The sequence below is a fragment of the Pseudidiomarina aestuarii genome, assembly GCF_003987355.1.
Taxonomy (GTDB): domain Bacteria; phylum Pseudomonadota; class Gammaproteobacteria; order Enterobacterales; family Alteromonadaceae; genus Pseudidiomarina; species Pseudidiomarina aestuarii.
On sequence record NZ_PIPR01000001.1, the window covers coordinates 965,011 to 985,418 of the forward strand.

General features: G+C 49.9%; 15 protein-coding genes. 11 read left to right on the forward strand and 4 right to left on the reverse strand.

All coding sequences use genetic code 11. The annotated features are described in order from the left end of the window. Positions 1-92: 92 nt before the first annotated feature. A complete protein-coding gene (gene grpE, locus CWE22_RS04495) occupies positions 93-701 on the reverse strand; it encodes a nucleotide exchange factor GrpE (RefSeq protein ID WP_169930167.1) in 609 nt (202 codons plus the stop codon). Positions 702-899: 198 nt separating this feature from the next. On the opposite strand from grpE, the gene nadK reads away from it, so the two are divergent. The 5 genes from nadK to CWE22_RS04520 all read left to right on the forward strand — a co-directional run bounded on the left by nadK (position 900) and on the right by CWE22_RS04520 (position 9,544). After that, positions 900-1,787 carry an NAD(+) kinase gene (nadK, locus tag CWE22_RS04500; protein WP_169930168.1) on the forward strand — a complete coding sequence of 296 codons (888 nt, stop codon included), beginning with the start codon at positions 900-902 and terminating at the stop codon, positions 1,785-1,787. Positions 1,788-1,863: 76 nt separating this feature from the next. Further along, entirely contained in the window at positions 1,864-3,531 is a 1,668-nt protein-coding gene (gene recN, locus CWE22_RS04505; protein ID WP_169930169.1) for a DNA repair protein RecN, read from the forward strand. A 155-nt stretch (positions 3,532-3,686) separates the two neighbouring features. After that, positions 3,687-4,037: an outer membrane protein assembly factor BamE gene (locus CWE22_RS04510; RefSeq protein ID WP_169930170.1), complete on the forward strand. Its 351-nt coding sequence runs from the start codon at positions 3,687-3,689 to the stop codon at positions 4,035-4,037. Between the two features lie 49 nt (positions 4,038-4,086). After that, positions 4,087-6,861 carry an insulinase family protein gene (locus CWE22_RS04515; protein ID WP_169930171.1) on the forward strand — a complete coding sequence of 925 codons (2,775 nt, stop codon included), beginning with the start codon at positions 4,087-4,089 and terminating at the stop codon, positions 6,859-6,861. Between the two features lie 76 nt (positions 6,862-6,937). Further along, positions 6,938-9,544: an EAL domain-containing protein gene (locus CWE22_RS04520; protein ID WP_169930172.1), complete on the forward strand. Its 2,607-nt coding sequence runs from the start codon at positions 6,938-6,940 to the stop codon at positions 9,542-9,544. A gap of 18 nt (positions 9,545-9,562) precedes the next feature. On the opposite strand, the gene CWE22_RS04525 is transcribed toward CWE22_RS04520, so the two are convergent. From CWE22_RS04525 to fadI, 3 genes are read right to left on the reverse strand one after another with little or no spacing between them, the layout of a single operon-like run. Further along, positions 9,563-9,760 carry a hypothetical protein gene (locus tag CWE22_RS04525; protein WP_169929370.1) on the reverse strand — a complete coding sequence of 66 codons (198 nt, stop codon included), beginning with the start codon at positions 9,758-9,760 and terminating at the stop codon, positions 9,563-9,565. A gap of 22 nt (positions 9,761-9,782) precedes the next feature. Beyond that, positions 9,783-11,933: a fatty acid oxidation complex subunit alpha FadJ gene (fadJ, locus tag CWE22_RS04530; protein WP_169930173.1), complete on the reverse strand. Its 2,151-nt coding sequence runs from the start codon at positions 11,931-11,933 to the stop codon at positions 9,783-9,785. After that, positions 11,933-13,243 carry an acetyl-CoA C-acyltransferase FadI gene (gene fadI / locus CWE22_RS04535; RefSeq protein ID WP_169930174.1) on the reverse strand — a complete coding sequence of 437 codons (1,311 nt, stop codon included), beginning with the start codon at positions 13,241-13,243 and terminating at the stop codon, positions 11,933-11,935. The genes fadJ and fadI overlap by 1 nt, the downstream gene beginning before the upstream one ends. Positions 13,244-13,414: 171 nt before the next feature. Between fadI and CWE22_RS04540 the strand changes: the two genes are divergently transcribed. Genes CWE22_RS04540 through CWE22_RS04565 form a run of 6 tightly spaced genes read left to right on the forward strand, consistent with a single transcriptional unit; the run spans position 13,415 to position 20,382 of the window. After that, entirely contained in the window at positions 13,415-14,371 is a 957-nt protein-coding gene (locus CWE22_RS04540) for an AAA family ATPase (RefSeq protein ID WP_169930175.1), read from the forward strand. A 19-nt stretch (positions 14,372-14,390) separates the two neighbouring features. Then, positions 14,391-15,332, forward strand: coding sequence for a DUF58 domain-containing protein (locus CWE22_RS04545; RefSeq protein ID WP_169930176.1), 942 nt, complete (start codon positions 14,391-14,393; stop codon positions 15,330-15,332). Beyond that, a complete protein-coding gene (locus CWE22_RS04550) occupies positions 15,329-15,823 on the forward strand; it encodes a DUF4381 domain-containing protein (protein WP_169930177.1) in 495 nt (164 codons plus the stop codon). Before CWE22_RS04545 ends, CWE22_RS04550 begins: the two co-directional genes overlap by 4 nt. Beyond that, the gene (locus CWE22_RS04555; protein ID WP_169930178.1) at positions 15,820-16,824 is read left to right on the forward strand and encodes a vWA domain-containing protein; all 1,005 of its coding nucleotides are present in this window, start codon (positions 15,820-15,822) and stop codon (positions 16,822-16,824) included. Before CWE22_RS04550 ends, CWE22_RS04555 begins: the two co-directional genes overlap by 4 nt. Beyond that, positions 16,817-18,586: a vWA domain-containing protein gene (locus tag CWE22_RS04560; RefSeq protein ID WP_169930179.1), complete on the forward strand. Its 1,770-nt coding sequence runs from the start codon at positions 16,817-16,819 to the stop codon at positions 18,584-18,586. Before CWE22_RS04555 ends, CWE22_RS04560 begins: the two co-directional genes overlap by 8 nt. Continuing rightward, on the forward strand, positions 18,580-20,382 hold the full coding sequence (locus CWE22_RS04565; protein ID WP_169930180.1) for a BatD family protein: 1,803 nt from the start codon (positions 18,580-18,582) through the stop codon (positions 20,380-20,382). Before CWE22_RS04560 ends, CWE22_RS04565 begins: the two co-directional genes overlap by 7 nt. The last annotated feature ends 26 nt before the right edge of the window (positions 20,383-20,408 follow it).

The window sequence follows — 20,408 nt, forward strand, 5'->3', positions numbered from 1 at the left end:
CATACAAAACCCCATCACCTCGATATTAACCAAGAGGGCTGAAATTACAACTAAAAATTTGAACTTTACTCTGAACTCTGTGTCGCTTATTCCTAATTTTTTACGATCATCACCATAGCGGGTCGCAACAACCGTCCGTTCAATGTATAGCCCTTCTGCAGCACTGCAAGGATGGTGTTGTTCTCGCGATCCGGAGCGGCTTGCATCGACATAGCTTGATGCAATTCTGGATTAAAAACTTCACCCTCAGCACCCACTGGCTGCACGTCAAAGCGTTGCATGGTACTCAATAGACCTTTATAGGTAAGCTCAATACCCTCAACAAAAGCTTTATCAACACTCTCTGATTGCTCGGCTACCGCCAGAGCACGCTCAAAGTTATCGAGCGTCGTCAGTAGATCCTGAGCGAATTTCTCGAGCGCGAATTTGTGTGCCTTCTCAACGTCAGCGGACGCACGGCGACGAACATTCTCCATCTCAGCGACAGCGCGAACAGCGCGCTCATTTGCGTCTGCGTGTCCACGCTCAGCTTTCTCTAGCGCTAACTCGAGCTCCGCTACGCGTTCGCTCAGCGCCTCATCTGCATCACTCTGTTCAGCGGCTACTGATTCGTTCGAGTTCTCGACACTTTCAGGGGCCAGCTCTTCCGTTTGCTCGGTTGTGGGTTGCTCTGCAGTAGGTTTTGATTCATTCGTGCTCATAAATTAAATACTCATATCTCTGTAGCTATTGAAAGCAGTTGTGATTCATTCCAAATTCACGTTAATCTTTCTAACAATGAGCGGGCCAACTTCAGTGACTGCCGCCCCACTAGGCTAATCGGAAAGATGGGGGCGTCAACCCGGCTTTCAAGAGTGCTTTCGATAATTAATTCGTTGTTGAGATTGAAAGGATCAACCATGAGCAAACTGGGTACACCGTTTCAGCGTATTGCCTTGATTGGCAAAGTCAATCATGACGCAACTCGTGACACCCTTCAATTACTCGAACGCGAGTTAATCGCCGCTCAGTATCACGTGGTTATCGAAAGCCGCACCGCTAAACAACTGGGGTCTGTTGAAGCACAAGTGTTGCCGTTGGATCAACTCAATGGCAATACCGATTTAGTCGTGGTAGTGGGTGGCGACGGCAACATGCTGGGCGCAGCCCGCGTACTCTGTGATGCGAATCTTGCTGTGATTGGGATTAACCGCGGTAATTTGGGGTTTCTCACAGATATTGACCCCGATCATGCATTGGCACAGTTACTGCCGGTCATTCAAGGTCACTATCAAATTGAAGAACGCTTTCTATTAAATGCAGAAATTATGCACGATGGAAAGTCTACCATGGTCGGCCGTGCGATTAATGAGATTGTCCTTCACTCAGACAAAGTCGCACACATGATTGAGTTTGAGGTATTCATTGACGACCATTTTGTGTTTAGCCAGCGGTCCGATGGTTTAATTGTCAGCACCCCAACAGGTTCAACGGCCTATTCATTATCAGGGGGTGGCCCTATTCTAACGCCGGCACTCGATGCGATTTCGTTAGTACCGATGTTTCCACACACGCTCAGTAGCCGCCCGATCGTGATACCAGCAACGAGCATAGTGCAATTGCGTACCGCTCCAGACAATGATTTATTACAAATCAGCTGCGATGGACACAAACGCATGAAAGTGCTGCCAGGTGACCACATAATAATCCGCAAACACCCACAACAACTTAGGTTAGTGCACCCCACCGACCATAGCTACTACCGTGTCCTGCGCAATAAACTTGGCTGGGGTAGTCGTCTCTTTTAAATTTTATTGGCTCTCTTGAAATACTGTATAAACACTGTATAACTACTGTATGAACAACCAGTATTTGAGGTGAGCCATGTTAAGCCAATTACACATCCGTAACTTTGCTGTCGTTCGTCAACTCGATATCGATTTCGCTCAAGGTATGACTGCTATCACTGGCGAAACGGGCGCAGGTAAATCCATCGCTCTTGACGCACTAGGCCTGTGTTTAGGCAATCGAGCGGATACCGAATGGGTTCGCGCTGGAAGCGATAAAGCTGAAGTGGTGGCCGCATTTACATTAAGCGCTGACTCCCCCGCATCACAATGGTTGGCACTGCATGAATTACAAGCTGATGATGACGACTGTGTCGTCCGTCGCGTTGTTACCGCGGAAGGCCGTTCAAAAGCATGGATCAATGGTTACCCAGCTACAGTCGGTCAATTGCGCGAGCTCGCGCCGCTGTTAGTCAATATACATGGGCAACATGAACATCAATTATTGACTCGAGCTGATCACCAACTCGCTATTGTCGATGGTTATGCGCAGCATGCCACGTTGTTAGAAGGTGTGCGGACTGCTTACCAACGTTGGTATCAACTTCGTAAACAGCAAAAAACACTGGCACAACAAAGCTCAGATGTGCAGTCGCGACACGAATTACTCGCTTATCAAGTGCAAGAGCTCGATGAGTTTGCTCTGACGGAAGGTGAGTATGAAGTTATCGATCAGCAATTCAAACGTGCTGCCAATAGCGCTGCTTTAGTCGAGGATTCAAGCTTTGCACTGAATGCCTTATTCGATGGCGAACACAATAACGCGCATGGTCTCATTCAGACGGCATTATCGCGACTTGAAGCGCAATTAGACGTGGATGAGGGATTAGCGCCAGCAGTTCAATTGCTGCGTGAAGCGGGAGTTCAAATAGAAGAGGCAGCTCGAGAATTACGTCATTATCATGAGCAAATCGAAATTGATGATGAACAGTTACATCAACTCGAGCAACGTGTAACTACTGCTGTCAAGTTGGCTCGCAAACACCAAGTTGAACCCCATCTTCTTGCTCAGCATCACGCAGCTTTAAATGCTGAACTCAAAACGCTCGCTGACCAACAAGTAGATACTGAGCAACTCGACGCCGACGTCAAAGCTGCTGCCAGTCAATATCGTCAAGCGGCAGCAAAGCTATCAACCAGCCGCCAGCAGGCAGCAAAACGTTTGAGTCAAGAAATTGTATTATCCATGCAGCAATTGAATATGCCACATGCCCAGTTTGAGATTGCCGTGGATGCGGATGAACAATCACCGGCAACACCAATCGGCACCGACACAGTACGTTTTTTAGTGAGTACCAACCCAGGGCAACCCATTCAAGCAATGGCCAAAGTTGCATCTGGAGGTGAGCTCTCACGTATCAGCTTGGCAATTCAAGTGATTACCGCCAGTCATCTGAGTACGCCAACCTTAATGTTTGACGAAGTTGATGTCGGTGTCAGCGGTCCAACCGCAGCAGTGGTCGGCAAATTACTACGGCAATTAGGCACGACGAATCAGGTCATTTGTGTGACGCATTTGCCGCAGGTCGCTGCCAAAGCACATCAACAGTTTCAAGTTGAAAAATCGTCGGATGGACAGTCAACAGAGACGTTTATTACCGCGCTATCCAATGAGCAGCGCGTGATCGAGTTAGCGCGGCTATTGGGTGGCGATACCATTACCTCTGCAACCAAAGCCAATGCAGCAGAGTTACTCGCTTCGTAATTTCACACTCGAAGCTTGTCGGTAACGGTGGAACTATTCAGTTTTATCGAAGTCAATCTGTCGTTGAGGCTGGTCATCATCACAAGCATTGGCTATGATGCACCACGTAGTTCATTCGATACTCGTTCGCCGAGAAATAAAATATAGTAGGACCCATGAGAAGTTTAATTATCGCTGGTAGTCTGATCATCCTAAGTGGGTGTTCCGTATTGGATAGCATGGTGTACAAAATTGACGTTCCACAAGGTAATTACTTGGAACAACGTGATATTGATCAGCTCCGTGTTGGCATGAGTAAAGCACAAGTCGAGTATGTTGTTGGTGCTCCTGTAGCAGCCAACCCTTTTGAAAACGACGTTTGGTATTACGTATTTGATATGAATTCTGGTAGTGGCGAAGGCGATTATAATCGCAAAGTCACACTGACTTTTAAAGATGACAAGCTGGTCTCTTACGAAGGTGACTTCGACCGGCCGAAAAACTTCGATACCCCGCTGGACCAATAGCTGCTCAATGGCTTGGCGCGGGTAGCGCTAAGCCAACATCAGGAGCTCTATGGCACCCACCACTGCGCCGGCATCTGCCGAAACGTGCGCACAAAGCATCATCAAAAGCCCGACCGACCATCGGGACTATCGAATCATTCGATTATCGAACAGTCTTCGTTGCGCGCTGGTTCATGATGCGAGATCCCAACAAGCCGCTGTTTCGACCGCCGTCCATGCAGGGCATTTTCACGATCCGCAAAACGCTCAAGGGCTTGCTCACTTCTTAGAGCACATGCTATTTCTCGGCACTGAAGAGTTTCCAGAGCCTGAAGATTACCAACACTTTGTCAGTCAGCATGGCGGCAGTCATAACGCGTGGACCGGAACTGAATTCAGTAATTACTATTTCAATATCGATCCTGAGTTTCTTGAACCAGCAATAGACCGATTCATTCGATTCTTTTACCAACCTCTCTTTTCACAAGATTGGATTACGAAAGAGTTGCAATCGGTCGAGTCGGAATTTCAATTGAAGCGAAAAGATGAGCTCCGCCGTCTCTATCAAGTTCATAAAGCGACCGTCAATCCAGCGCATCCATTTAGTAAGTTCTCCGTCGGGAACCTCAATACTCTGCAGGACACTACGGACAACCCCTTGCGACCACGACTCCTCGAGTTTTTTAAGACGTGGTACCGCCCCGACCGAATGACACTGGTCATTATCGGTCCGCAGTCACTCGAGGAACTCGAGGCATTGGCGTTGAACTATGGTGGTAAGCTTCCTACTGCACCATCCGCTTTGAGCGAGCCGACAACCATTAGTGTTCCTTTGTACCTGCCTTCACAACTTGGGGTTGAACTGCAGGTTCGTCCATTAAAGGCCGCCAAGCGTTTGATTCTGACATTCGCGCTGCCGAGCATTGACCAAGATTACGCGCATAAAACCACGAGCTTTATCGCGCATATACTCGGTGATGAAGGCCCTGGCAGTTTGTTTTCAGAGTTGCGCCACAGACACTGGGTCAATTCACTGGCCGCAGGTGGTGGAATGAGCGGTAGTAATTTTAAAGACTTTAATATCAATATGCAGTTAACGGAGTCAGGGTTGCAGCATATTGACGACATCATTTGTGAGGTACTCGCACTGATTCGAAAGGTTGCCTCAGAAGGCTTGGAGGATTGGCGTTATCGTGAGCGCCAACTGTCGGTCAACCAAGCGTTCCGATTTCAGGAGCCAGCCCGAGCGAGTGATCTCGCACCGCAGTTGGCAGTGAATATGCATCATTATCCAAACTGCGACCTCATTTTTGGGGACTATCGCATGGATTGTATCAATGTGGACTTTGCTCGCGAGTTATTTGACTGTATGCAACCCGATAATATGCGGATCACGCTCATTCACCGGCAGGTAGAAACCGATCAGCATGAACCTATTTACGGCACTGATTATGCTATCCAGCCTCTCAGCGAGCAGCGGCTCGAGCGCTTTCGTTTAGCGCAACACACAACCGCGAAATTACCCAAAAAGAATCGCTTTATCACCGATCAGCTCGATACCCAACCTCTGCTTGAAGCTGAACTGGCCGAGCAACCACAGTTCGAATTGCTCACTCCAGGGTTGCGACTATGGCACTGGCATGACCCCGATTTTAGGGTACCTAAAGCGCATATTTATACCTGCTTCTATTTGCCTGATATGGTCGCTACACCAGCGAATTTTGCCTGTGCTCGACTGTGGAGTGAATTACTGCTCGATGGTCTCAACGAGACCTGTTATGACGCCGAAGTAGCCGGACTTCATTTTAATATTTATCCCCAACAACAAGGTTTGACCCTGCACATATCGGGATTATCTGCCGCAACGGTGCCGCTTGCGGTGCAAATTGTAGCTGAATTGAGAACCATGCGTTTTGAGCAAAAGCGCTGGCAAGAATTACGGCAGAAACTCATCAATAATTGGCGAGCAGCGATGACCAATAAGCCAATGAACGTATTGTTCTCGCGTCTGAATATCTCGCTACAACCCAATACCTATGCGGTCTGTGATTTAGCCGACCACTTAGAAGCGATGACCTTCGGTACTTTTGAGAACTGGCTCGACTCAGCACTAGAACCGATTAACGCCGACGTATTTGCTCACGGAGATTTACAGCGTCAACAATTGGATGACTACATCCATGCGCTGACAAACCAGTTAGAACTGCACACTCGAGTCGAGCAAGCAGACTTGAAACCAACGTCTTTTGCTGAGTTGAAGGTGCAACCCAAAGCAAGGTTGTGCTCGTCATTAGTGACACATCATCAAGATCAAGCGTCTATTCTCGCACTGCAAAGTTTCACCCAAGAATTGCCTGCACAGGCGGCGTATTTATTGCTCAATCAATTGATGAGTCCACTGTTCTTTCACGAGTTGCGGACCGAACAGCAATTAGGATACGTGGTCGGCACCACTTACCTACCCATCCAGCAAGTGCCCCATTTATTGCTGTATGTGCAATCCAGTCAATATGACGCCAATCACTTAAATGCGGCCTTAGTGGAGTTTGTCGAGATATTTGCCGAACAGCTAGAAACACTTCGTCCCGCGGACTTTAAACGTGCGCAGCAAGCCATGTTGGCGCAGTTGGTAGAAAAAGACACCAATCTACGCGTGCGCAGTCAGCGTCTGTGGAGCTCGATTACGCAAAACGATCATGATTTCAATCGTTTACATGAACTTGGAATCGCAATAACGAATTGGCAACATTCTTCCTTTATTCCTTTCGCACAGCAGTTACTCAGAAATGAAGAGCAACAGCTGCTAATCAGCACAATGCCGAAGAACTTTGACACCGACAGCTGAATTGTTTAACTTAAGCAACACATAACAAATAGAAGAGCTGCGCAGTAGAAAAGCAGCCTTTCACTCGAGGGATAGCGTGCGTCGAACGCCACTACTTCAGGTCATCATGTGGTGCAGCCTGCTTTTAACAGCGGGTGGTACTTCAGCGCAGTCTGTCGCATCATATTCTGACTGGCAGGTTGAGCTCATTACTTTGAGAATGGCGAACCAACCTGTCAGCGCGCAGCAATTGGACGATCGTAACCGTCCGCAGCTTTACAATTCCGAAGTCCTCTTTATTCCAACGATTGATTCGCCTTTTACTATCGAATTTGGGGCTCCCTATGCACCCCAACCACAGCGGTTGTTCTATCGCTATCAACTCGAAGACGTAGACCGTGATTGGGTGATTACAGATGCGGAGTTTCGTCGTGCGACCTATACCAACCTGCCGTTTGGTGAACATCAGTTTATTGTGGAAGCCTCTATTGATGGCAAAACCTGGCAAGGCCGACGTACGATTACTTTGGATGTTGCAGTCCCCACATGGTTGTCGCCGTGGGCCATCACCTTGTATGCCATATTAAGCTGCTGCATTCTATTTGGCTTGGCTCTTTTAGTACGCGCCAAACGCCGGACATTGGTTCAATTGCGCGATAGTGAGGAACGTCTTAAGCTCAGTTTATGGGGCAGTGGCGACCAACTGTGGGATTGGCATATTCAAGAGCAAGCCATTCATCGCCATAACACTTGGCGGCATTTATCTGAGTTTCCACAGGACAGACTGAGAGCTGGCGAGCGCAGTCCAACCTCCAATATTCATCCGCTCGATTTGAAGCGCGTCCAGCAACAGCTTCGAGATTACTTAGATGGGAAGATAGATACCTTTGAGGTTACCTATCGGGTGAGCAGCGACAATGGTTGGATTTGGGTACTCGACCGCGGCAAAATTGTGGCGCGCGACGAGCATCAACAACCGATTCGAATGACCGGGACTTTAAAAGACATTACACCCTTAGTTGCCGCCGAAGAGCGCCTGAAAATGCTGGCGACTTCGATTACCAATATTTCAGATGGCGTCTGTATTTATGACAGTCAGTTTAAATTGATCGAAACCAACCAAAGCTTCACCAAAATTACCGGTTATAGTCGTGCTGACATGCTCAACAAACCCTTGCATCTGTCGCTCTACAATCCTGAATACCTCGCGCAAATTAAGCGGATGGTGCAACAGCACGGGAGCTGGCATGGTGAGATCGAAGATCTACGCAAAGATGGCACCACCTATCAAATGGAGTTAACGCTGGATGCGATTACTGATGACAGCGGCCAAATTGCTCAGTACGTTGCGACATTTTCTGATATCACCGAACGCAAAAATGCCGAACGTGAACTGCGCCGATTGTCCAATACCGATACCCTGACAGGATTACCCAATCGTTCCTACTTTCAGGTCAGTCATTCGAACTTGGTACGAAAACGTATCGCCCATGCGCTGCTGATTTTCGATCTCGATGATTTTAAAAAGATTAATGACTCACTCGGCCATGAAGTCGGTGATCACCTGCTCATGCAAGTTGCTGAAAGAGTCGGGGAAATTGGACGCGCACAAGACACATTTTATCGACTGGGCGGCGATGAGTTCACCCTGATTCTCGAAGATACCACTGACTTACACGACATCACTGATGCAGCGAATCAAGTATTGGAAGCACTGAGTCACCCGTTCCACATCAGTGGTCATGACATTGTGGTCAGTAGCTCCATCGGTATTGTGGTCTACCCGAACGATGGTCAATCGTCACAAGAGTTACTACAAAATGCAGATACTGCTATGTATCACGCGAAGAGTCGCGGTGGTAACGGTTATCAATTCTTCAATGAATCGATGAATAAAAACGCAGTTCGCCGCCTACAACTTGAAAATCAACTGCGGCAAGCACTCCGCAACAATCATTTGCAGGTTCATTACCAACCGAAAGTCAGCTTAAAAACACATCAGTTTGTCGGACTCGAAGCACTGGTGCGACTCGACATTCCTGGCGTTGGAATAATCAGTCCCGCTGAGTTCATTCCGCTGGCGGAAGAAACCGGATTAATCATTGACGTAGGCGAGCGAGTATTACGACAAACCTGTCGAGATATGCGTGAATGGGTTGCTTCTGGCGCTGTTGACGGGCGAGTTGCAGTGAACCTATCCGCCAAGCAATTCCTCCAACCTGATTTAACTCAGCGCATCATGAATATCTTAGATGAGGAAGGCTTAGATCCCAAGTGTCTAGAACTCGAAATAACTGAGGGCGTAGTCATGGAAGATCCGGAGCGTGCAATTCAGATTATGACTGAGTTGCACTTCTGCGGTATTCACTTAGCTCTGGACGATTTTGGAACCGGTTATTCATCGTTGGCCTACTTGAAACGCTTCCCTATTCAAACGTTAAAAATCGATAAAGCATTTATCGATGATATCAATGGCGCTGAGCGTGATCGGAATATGGTCGCCTCTATTGTCGCCATGGCTCACAATCTAGGGCTCGATGTTGTGGCTGAGGGCGTCGTCAACGCTGCACAGGCTTCCACGCTGCATCATCTCAACTGTGAGTTTGCTCAAGGCTTCTTGTTCGCTCAACCCCTGAAACGTGACCAATTTCTTGCGCATATAAAAACGCCGGTTAAGAAACCGGCGCATGTATTGCTGAACTAAAACCTTTTACTCTGTCACTCATCGGCACTGCCACAGCACATCATGACGACCAAGCGTACGCATTAAGGTCATGCGTTTATGACTGACAAACATGGGTACCATGAGCGGCCCGAAGCACAATCCGAGCAACCCCCAACGCTTAGCACCCATACCATTCTTTAGAGCTTGAATATATAAACCCAGCGCAGACAACAAACTACACAGCGCAATAATCACGTTTATTCACCTCATTCATTCGTTAAGAGTGGGTTTCCGTACCGTAAAAAGTTTGCCCGCTTTCAGCCATCTCGACTAATAATGGTGCAGGCTGGAACCGTTCACCAAATTCATCTTCATACTGGCGCAGACGTTTCACAACCGTTGCAATCCCGAGTGCATCCATATAGCGGAAAGGTCCGCCACGGAATGGCGGAAAGCCAATTCCAAAAATCGCCCCAATATCTCCGTCACGCGGACTACGAATAATACCTTCAGCTAAACAGTAAACCGCCTCGTTCAGCATCAACATGACCGCGCGTTGCGCAATTTCTGCTGGATTGATTTTCGCATCTGGCTTGATTCCAAGTAACGAATAGACTGATTCATCGACCTGTTTACCTGGCTTTTTGCCTGAATAGCTGTAAAAACCTTTCTTGTTCTTTTTACCTTTACGATCATCATCAAGCAGCTTACTAAAGGCCGCAGGTGCTGCGAATCGGTCACCCAATTCAGCTTCCATGATAGGCGCTACTTTCGCGGCCACATCAATACCCACTTCATCCATCAGCTTCAGCGGGCCGACTGGGAAGCCGAACTTCACCAAAGCTTTGTCAATGCTATCGATGGGCTCGCCCGCCAGTGCCATCCGCGCCGATTCATTCATATAAGGTGCCAAAATACGGTTTACGTAGAATCCAGCACCGTCTTTAACTACGATCGGCGTTTTGCCTTGCTTTTTCGCCAAGGACACCACTGTTGCAATGGTTTCCGCTGACGTACCCGCGTGCGTGATAATCTCAGCCAATGGCATTTTATCAACCGGTGAGAAATAATGCAGCCCGACCACTTGCTCTGGGCGCTTCGCGCCCTCGGCTATTTTGGTAATTGGCAAACTCGAAGTATTGGTCGCAAAAATACAATGTTCCGGGGCAACATTTTCAATGTCTGCCACCATTTTCTGCTTCAAACTTAAGTCTTCAAACACCGCTTCAATCACGACATCAGTACGATCGAAACCGCTATAATCCAAAGTACCACTAAGTCTGAGCATTGTTTTCTCTAGCTCGGACCGACGCATCTGTTTGCGCTTCACCTTGGTCTTCAGTAAATCATAGCTATAGCGTAAAGCGTGTACGATACCCTGCTCTGCAATGTCCTTAATGCGGGCCGGAATACCGGCCTTCACTGCAGTAACATAAGCAATACCACCGCCCATCAATCCGCCACCGAGCACACCAACACGCTCAACTTTGCGCGGTTTCACATCGCCAGCTCCTGATTCCTTCTTCATAGCAGTGGTCGCGAAAAAGATGCCGCGTAACTGCTTTGACTCTGGTGTCATGGCGAGTTCACCAAAACGTCGCGCCTCATACTGAAGGCCAGCCTGAAAGCCTTCGTTCAATCCATAGGCGATAGTATCGATGATGGCATCAATCGCTGGATAATTTCCATGCGCTTTGGCCTGCGCTTGTTCCCGCGCTTTGCTGATAATAATGCCGCGACCAACACCTGTACCTTCCAATGCTTTGTTCAGTAATGAGTGCTTCACTTTGCGAACCCGAGCTTTGCTGCTCAAAGCCTTTTTCACAGCGGCTTCGAGTAAAATGCTGCGAGGGACAATCTCATCAATAATCCCAAGCTTGAGCGCTTGCTTCGGACGTAATTGTTTGCCAGTCAGAATCAATGGCAATGACTTTTGCATGCCAATCAAACGCGGTAAACGTTGAGTACCGCCTGATCCAGGTAACAACCCGAGCTGAACTTCCGGTAAACCAATGACCGTTTTATCTTCAGTAGTGATTCGATAATGACAAGCCAATGCGAGTTCGAGACCACCTCCGAGACACGCACCGTCAATCGCTGCGACGACTGGGACTTTTAACTGCTCGATACGATCAAACATCGCTTGTCCCTGGCGCGCGAGGCTCTCGGTGTCCGCCGCAGTCTCGCAATCGTCGATCATACTGATGTCCGCACCCGCAACAAAGGAGCCTGGCTTATCACTGATCACGACCACACCTTTGATAGCGGAGTTCGACTCCAACTGATTCAATACTTCAGCAACTTCTTCAGCAAAAGTGGCCTTCAATGTATTCATTGACTCGCCCGGAACGTCAATGCGAATCACAGCGACTTGATCGTCACGAATTTCCAATTGAAATGCTTTAGTTGTCGTTGCTACTGCGCTCATTAGTTGCTCTCCAAAATCATTGCTGCACCTAAGCCACCGGCAGCACATGCTGTCGTCAATGCGGTGCCTCCGCCACGGCGGCGTAATTCGTGGAGCGTTTGTGTGATCATACGAGCACCTGTGGCAGCAAATGGATGACCGTAGGCAATAGAACCACCAAGGACGTTAAATTTGTCCATATCGATCTCACCGATGGCTTCACTCCGCCCTAACTTATCTTCAGCAAACTTCTTACTCGCGAACATTTTCACATTCGCCAAGGTTTGTGCAGCGAATGCCTCATGCATATCAATCAAATCTAAATCGCTCAATTTCATGCCAGCTCGCTCTAATGCAATCGGTGTCGCATAAGAGGGTCCCATCAACATATCTTCCCACACATCAATGGCGCTGAATGCGTAGCTACGCACATAGCCGAGAATCGAGTAGCCTAGCGCTTTTGCTTTGCTTTCGGTCATCAATAGCACTGCAGCGGCGCCGTCTGTGAGCGGGGTGCTGTTCGCCGCAGTAACTGAGCCATGCTTTCGATCAAAGACGGGCTTTAATTTGGCATAGCTGTCTAATTGACTATCGCTACGGATGGTATTGTCGCGACCGAGAAAATCCTTGTAAGGTTCGGCGTAGGCGGTCATCACTTCGTCAGCAAGAACGCCTGCTTCCCAAGCCTCGTGGGCTTTGGTATGCGAACGATGTGCCAGTGCGTCTTGATCCGCGCGGCTAATCCCATGGGATTTAGCCATTTGTTCCGCGGTTTGCCCCATCGTCAGCCCCGTGCTGTATTCAGCAATAGCGGGTGGAACCGGCATTAAGTCCTTAAACCGCAGACGTTTCAAAATCGCCAAGCGTTGTCCTAGAGAACGAGCTTTGTTCAAATCAACCAGTGCGTGCGCTAGGGTCCGTGACACACCAATCGGCAATACTGATGACGAGTCGGCACCGCCAGCAATACCCACTTGAATGTTCCCAGCAACCATACTTTCGATAATATTCGCAGTTGCTTGGAAGCTGGTCGCACAAGCTCGGGACACACTGTATGCGTCGGTGCTCACGGGCAGACTTGTGCCTAACACAATTTCGCGCGCAATATTGGGTGCTGAGGGCATTTGGACCACCTGTCCGAACACCAGTTGTTCCACTTCTCGCGGTTCCAAGCTGAAACGATTCAGCAGTTCTTGCACTACAAGCTTGCCAAGGTCGAGTGCTGGAACGCCATGAAAATAGGTCGCCTGTTTTGCAAACGGAGTTCGCAATCCGGCGACAATAGCGATACGCTCACCCGCTGGTGTGGTTAATTGCTGACGTGCTGACATTCAATTGTCCTCATCCAAAATAGAAGTGGGCCATCAATCTGGTCTGACCTCATAGCTAGTTACAAATTTTAACGGGTTACTGGCGAGAATTAAACCGTTGTTTTCGGTAAAGTGCGTAAGTAGAGTATACACCGCATTTTCGAGTTCATCCGATGTAGATAGAGGAACACCATGGCCGCTGAACAGTTTCAAGCGCTTCGTACTTACTTGAATAGTCAGGTACTAGGCCAAACCGAGTTTACGGAAAGCCTGCTGATTGCTGTGCTTGCCGACGGGCACTTGTTGGTGGAAGGCCCGCCAGGCCTTGCCAAAACTCGTGCCGTCAACGCATTGGCACAAGGTATTGAAGGCAGCTTCCACCGGGTTCAGTTCACACCCGACCTGCTTCCCGCTGATTTGACCGGTACCGATATTTTTCGCCCTGAACAAGGTACGTTTGAATTCCAACAAGGTCCGCTATTCCATCATGTCATCTTGGCAGATGAAATTAACCGCGCCCCAGCAAAAGTTCAGTCTGCATTGTTGGAGGCTATGGCGGAACGGCAGATTACCGTAGGGCAGAAGTCCTACCCATTACCCGAACTCTTTATGGTACTCGCCACTCAAAACCCATTGGAGCAAGAAGGCACTTATCCGCTCCCTGAAGCGCAGCTCGATCGCTTCTTGATGCACATTAATATCGATTATCCAAATGCAGCAACTGAGTTGGATATTCTGCGACTGACGCGTGGTGAAGAATTGCATGGTTCGGAAACGATGCTACAACCGCTCAAGCAAGCAGACCTGTTTGCCGCGCGAAAAGCAGTGCTCGAAATTTACATGGACGAAGCCGTCGAAAATTATTTAGTGCAATTGGTCATCGCAACGCGCACCGCAGCAGCCTACAGCGACGACTTGGGTCGTTGGTTGAGTTATGGTGCCAGTCCACGGGCAACGATTGCCCTGGATCGCTGTGCCCGTGCTCGAGCATGGTTGGATGGTCGCGATTTTGTGACTCCAGAAGATATTCAAGCGGTATTCCCGAATGTACTCCGCCACCGCATCATCTTGAGTTATCAAGCCGAGGCTGATGGTATTACCGCAGACGCAGTACTCCAGAAAATTTTGAGTCTCGTTCCCGCACCTTAGCGTTATCATGGCAGTGACTATGCAGACAAGCAGTACGCATTGGTTAGACGTAATGCACTCGAATGGCATCCGTGTCACGAGTGCTGAGCTTATGTATTACCGCAATAAGGTGGCGGCTTTTCAACGGCATCAGCGGCTGCAACCTCCCAAAACACAGACTGGCGCCATTCTCAGCAAGCATAAAGGCCGAGGTATGGAGTTCGACGAAGTGCGGCATTACCAAGCTGGTGACGATGTCCGTTCGATTGACTGGCGTGTCACAGCGCGAACCGGCACACCGCATACCAAACTGTACCGCGAAGAGCGTGAGCGTCCGGTCATGGTGATTGTCGACTTGGGCCCTACTCTGCAATTTGGAACCCAATTACTCGTCAAATCAGTGCAAGCATGTCACTTGGCTGCAGCACTGGGTTGGCTTGCTATTAGCCGCAATGACCGCATTGGTGGTCTCATTAGTTCCGGTCAAGATCACCGTGAGGTGCGACCGCAAGGTCGGCAACATGGCATGATGCGATTGGTGCAAGCACTCGTTGAACAGCAACATCGCAGTAATGATTCACCCACACAGGCAACACAAACATTGGACGATCTTATTCAGCGTACGCAGCAAGTGGCTCGTCCAGGAACTATTGTGCATTGCATCAGTGATTGGCTCACGGCTAGTCATGATACTTTCGATCGCTTATTGGCGATTCGTCGTCATTGCCAACTGCATGCTTATCAATTAACTGACCCATTTGAGTTGGACATGCCACTCCCTGCGGCATCCAATCCATTAGCGATTACCGATGGCCTGCAGACGCCACTGGTCATGGATAGCCAACAGCGCAATGCCTACCTAGCAGCCATGCAAACAAAACAAGCCGAACTTCAGCAACACTTTCAACAATTGGGGGTTAGGCCACTACGGGTCGATGCCGGTCAAGCCTTGGAGCAGCAATGGGCTGAGGTGATGCGATGATGTTACTGGATACGCCAGCAGCCAACGAAGCGCTCGCTGAAATGAATGATATCGTCAGTGCACCAGTGGCATCATGGTGGCCTCTGGCACCGGGATGGTATGTAGTCGGCACTCTTGTCCTCATTGTGCTAGCAGTCGCTATCTGGCTGCTACTGCGCCGTTGGCGCCAACGGCGGATGCAACGTCTCGCGTTGCGTGAGCTTGCGCAACAACCCGCAACCAATCCGGCCGCAGTCACTGCGCTCTTGAAGCAAGCGCTACTGGCTTACTTCCCGCGCGAGCAAGTCGCCAGTATGCAAGGCGCTGTTTGGTGGCAGTTCCTGCAGCAACAATTATCGACCCGCGCGGCGAAACGTTGGCAGCCAGTCATTGATGAGCTCGAGCGCACTCAATATTCAGGTGATACCGCAGCCGATCTAGTCGTCGAATACCAGCGTTACGCGCAATTTTGGTTGCAGCGCGCCTTGCCTCCGACAGGAGGTAAGTCATGATTGAATTTGCTTGGCCTTGGCTTGGCCTCATTTGGCCTCTTCCAGTTTTATTGTGGTGGTTAGTGCCAAAATTTCGGCAACCCACTTCGGTTCTGCGCGTATCCTATGTCCCTGCTGCCGACGGCGTCATGCAACGCACGCAAACTTCACGGTGGGCGTTATTTATTGCCGCGCTCATTTGGACGGCTCTCGTTGCAGCTGCTGCGCAACCGCGCTGGCTTGGTGAGCCCGTTGCCGCGCGCAACGAAGCGCGTGAAATGATGCTGGCAGTCGATCTCTCGGGCAGTATGGAAATTGCCGATATGGAAATTGAAGGGCAACAGGTTGATCGATTAACCATGGTGAAGAGTGTTTTAACTGACTTCATCAGCCGTCGAGTCGGGGATCGTCTCGGTCTCATCTTGTTCGCCGATACGGCTTATGTGCAAGCTCCGATGACCTACGATCGTCGTACCGTTGAGCAGTTGCTCGACGAAGCTGTGCTCCGGCTTATTGGCGAGCGCACAGCCATAGGCGATGCGGTTGCGCTTGCGGTGAAACGTTTTGCTGATGATGAAGAGTCGAATAAAATTCTTATTTTGTTAACCGACGGTCAAAATACTGCAGGGAATGTTTCACCCGAACAAGCCCTGCAACTCGCCCAATTTCATGATGTCAAAATCTATGCCATTGGTGTAGGCGCAGAGGAAGTGATTGTCGAAGGTTTCTTTGGGCAACGACGCGTCAATCCAAGTCGCGACCTAGATGAAGACATGCTGCGCAGTTTCGCCGATGCCACCGGTGGTGAATACTTCCGTGCTCGCAGTACTGCTGAACTTGAGGAAATTTATACGTTGCTGGATCAATATGAACCTGTTGCAGGTGACGAACAGCTCAGACGACCTCAACGTGCCCTCTTTCATTGGCCATTGGCTTTCGCATGGATACTCACGTTCGCGTGGATGATTTTGCGCCTGCCACAGTGGCAACGTCGCACAGAGTCGGAGGAGCAACATGGCTGAGTTTCATTTCCTCCGCCCCTGGTGGTTACTCGCGCTGCTGCCGGTGTTACTGGTGGGTTGGCAATTACTTCGCCAACAGCGACAACAAAGTGGTTGGCAACATGTCGTAGCCCCCCATTTACTAGCTTGGTTGAGTCCACCGCAGCACGAACGCCAGCGGCATTGGCCACTGCGGTTACTGGTTCTCGGTACACTGATAGGCGCAGTCGCGCTCGCGGGTCCTACGTGGCAACGTCTCCCACAACCAGTCTATCAACTCGAAGCCGGTCAAGTGGTCATCATGGATATGTCGATGTCTATGCGCAGCACCGATATATCTCCCAATCGACTCACGCAGCAGCGCTTTAAGGCCATCGACTTGGTCAAGTCACACTTAGATGGTGAGGTGGGTCTCATTGCCTATGCAGGCGATGCTTTCGTGGTGAGCCCATTGACCGCTGATGCGAATAATCTAACCAATTTAATTCGCGCACTCAGTCCCGAGATCATGCCCGAACAAGGCAGTAATCCATTGGCAGCACTGCAACTCGCCGATCGTTTATTAACGGAAGCTGGCTACGCAAACGGAGATATATATTGGCTTACTGATGGTATTCAGTCGCGTGATCAGCAAAGCATTGTTACGTTTTTACGCAGCCGCAACCATCGTGTGTCTATTCTCGGGATCGGTACGGAAGAAGGTGCTCCCATTCAGCGTTCAGATGGCAGTCTCATGCGTGATCGCAGTGGCCAAGTGGTCGTGCCAAGGCTTATACCTGAAACACTTGAGCGGTTCAGTTCGCTGACTCAAGGTCGCTTTGCGGTGATTCGAAATGATCAAGCTGACCTCACCTATCTCACAGACTTAGCGCCCATCGAGCGCTCTGGCAGTGAAACCGAAGACCAAGCCGGTGATCAATGGCGAGACCAAGGACCTTGGCTCGTCCTGGTTCTGCTAGGAGCCGCCTTGTCCGCCGCTCGCCGCGGCATGTTACCCAAAGTATTGCCGGTACTTATTTGTTTATGCTTAATCAATCCGGTCTATGCCCAAGAGTCTGACGCGACGCCACCGCCAGAAAGCTCAGGATTAGCTTGGCATGAGCAACTCTTTGCGACCCCTTATCAACAAGCCGATAAAGCCCTGCAACAAGGTGAATTTGAACGCGCGCGGGCCATCAGCGAAGACAGTTGGCAACGTGGTGAAGCAAGTTATCGTGCAGGAAATTATGCCGCTGCTTTAACCGACTTCTCGCAACGGACGGATGCGACAGGATTCTACAATCAAGGCAACGCATTAATGCAGTTGCAGCGGTATGCCGAAGCTGCGGGCGCTTACCAAGCAGCTCTGCAACAACAACCGGATTGGACAGCTGCACAAGAGAATTTCGAACTAGCCAAAAAGCTTGCAGAACAGCAAGAGGAACAGCAGTCGCAGCAAAGCGACCAACAGCAGCAGTCAGAGCAAGCTGAAGGCGAACAGCAAGAGAGCGACCAACAGCAACAAGCGGAAGAAAATTCCGACGAATCCGAAAGCGACGAATCGCAGCAAGAACAACCTGAACCGCAAGAACAAGAGGCAGAGGCTGACAATGCCGAAGCTGAAGCTGAACCCCGTGAAGCTTTACCGCAAGGCGACCTAACTGAAGAGCAGCGGCAGCAAATGGAACAGTGGTTGAATCGAATTCAAGATGACCCGGCAGTTTTGCTGCGTAATAAAATGCGGCTCGAAGCTCAACGCCGAGAACAGAATCGATTACCCAGAGGAGTAGAACAAGAGTGGTAACGCACATAACCGCGCAACAAATAGATATGAGAACAGCTTTGCCAGGCCAGCTTGCAGCGATGCTCTTCTGTCTGGCCGTGTTAGTGCTGGGCGCCTTGCTCCCCGCACATGCGGAACCGACCACCGTGATAGCAAGTGTTGATAAAAATCCGGTCGTGGCCGGCGATAGCTTTATCCTCACCGTAACCGTTGACGATGATGTGCCGACCAGCAGTTTCGATGCTGCAGCTCAGCTGCCGGACAGTTTCAGTGTATTGAATACGCGTACCGCTCGACGCACATCGATGATTAACAACAGTTTTAGTCGCCAAACCACCTTTACGGTGAGCGTCCGAGCCCCGACCACCGCAGGTGAAGTGACAATCCCTGCACTAACCATCGAGTCCGTCCAATCAGAACCGATCTCCTTGCGCGTGCTAGAAGCGGGTAGCGATGCCGGAGAAGAAGAAAGTCTAGCCTTTATTCGCACCAGTGTGAGTGCCGACGAAATATATGTTCAGCAACAAGTGACGATTATTGCACGCTTGTATTTAGCCGCGAATTTGCAAAGCGGTAATATCATTCCACCGCGGTTGACCGATGCAGATGTGGTGCAAATTGGTAAAGATGAAGAAACCTATGAAGTGATTGATGGTATTCGCTATCAGGTATTTCAACGCACTTACGTGGTCACCCCTCAGCGTTCAGGCGAACAAACCATTCGCGGTCCGGTTTTTGAAGGACAAATCAGTACTGAAAGTGGTAACTCCATCTTCTCGGCATTCTCCTCAACACAACCGGTCACTACCGCTGCTCAGGACATTCCGTTACGTGTTCGGCCTGCGCCCGATAATTGGCAGGGCGAGTGGTTCCCCGCTGAATTAGCTACTCTGAGTCTTGAATACATCAGTGATGGTGAAGATATTCCGAGTGAATTAACCATCGGTCAGCCCATTACATTGCAATACCGCCTCACGGCGATTGGCGTTAAGCCTGAGCAATTACCGCCACTGGCACTCCCGCAATTGGCTGGAGCCAATAGCTACCCTGAACAACCGGAATTAGGAAGCGCAGTGCGCAATGGTAATGTCATTGCGCAAAAACTCGTATCGGTGACGTTAATTCCACGTGAAGTGGGTGAACTGACCATTCCGGCACTGGTGATTCCCTGGTTTAACACATCGACAGGGCAACGTCAGGAAGCTCGAACTGACTCGCTGAGTTTCACCATTGTCGCTGGCTCAGGCCTGCAACCGGATATCCCGCAGCAACCAGCGGTTACATCGGCACCCGTCGCATCTACGCCTAACAATGAGTCAGCTCCGACAACTCGCATCGGTAGCACCGATATAGCGCAGGAGACTTCAAACGAGTCGCAACCTTGGCTCTGGATAGCACTGACGGGCAGCTTTGCCGCATTATGGTTACTGACCCTCTTTGGCTTCTGGTATCGCGGTCGTCAGCGCAATACCAACGAGACAAGCTCACAGTCGACACCCAGCAATCACTATTGGCAGCAAGTGCAACACGCGTGTACCCACAATGACGGTGCCGGGGCTATCCAAGCACTCCAGTTGTGGGCACGACATGACTTAAAACTAGCAGATGCATCTTTGTTGGGATTAAAGAAACACCTTGATAGTGCCCCTGTAACCGCGCAAATAGACTTTCTCTTAGCATCTCGTTTCGGTTCATCACCTACCCCATGGCTGGAGGGCAAAGGACTCTGGCGAGCCTTACAGAGCGCCGTCCGAGACCAACATAAGAAGAGCAAGCCAAAGGCAGCATTGCCGCCCTTATATCCAACCCAGTCATGAGACACAAAAAAGCCCGCTCTCACTGA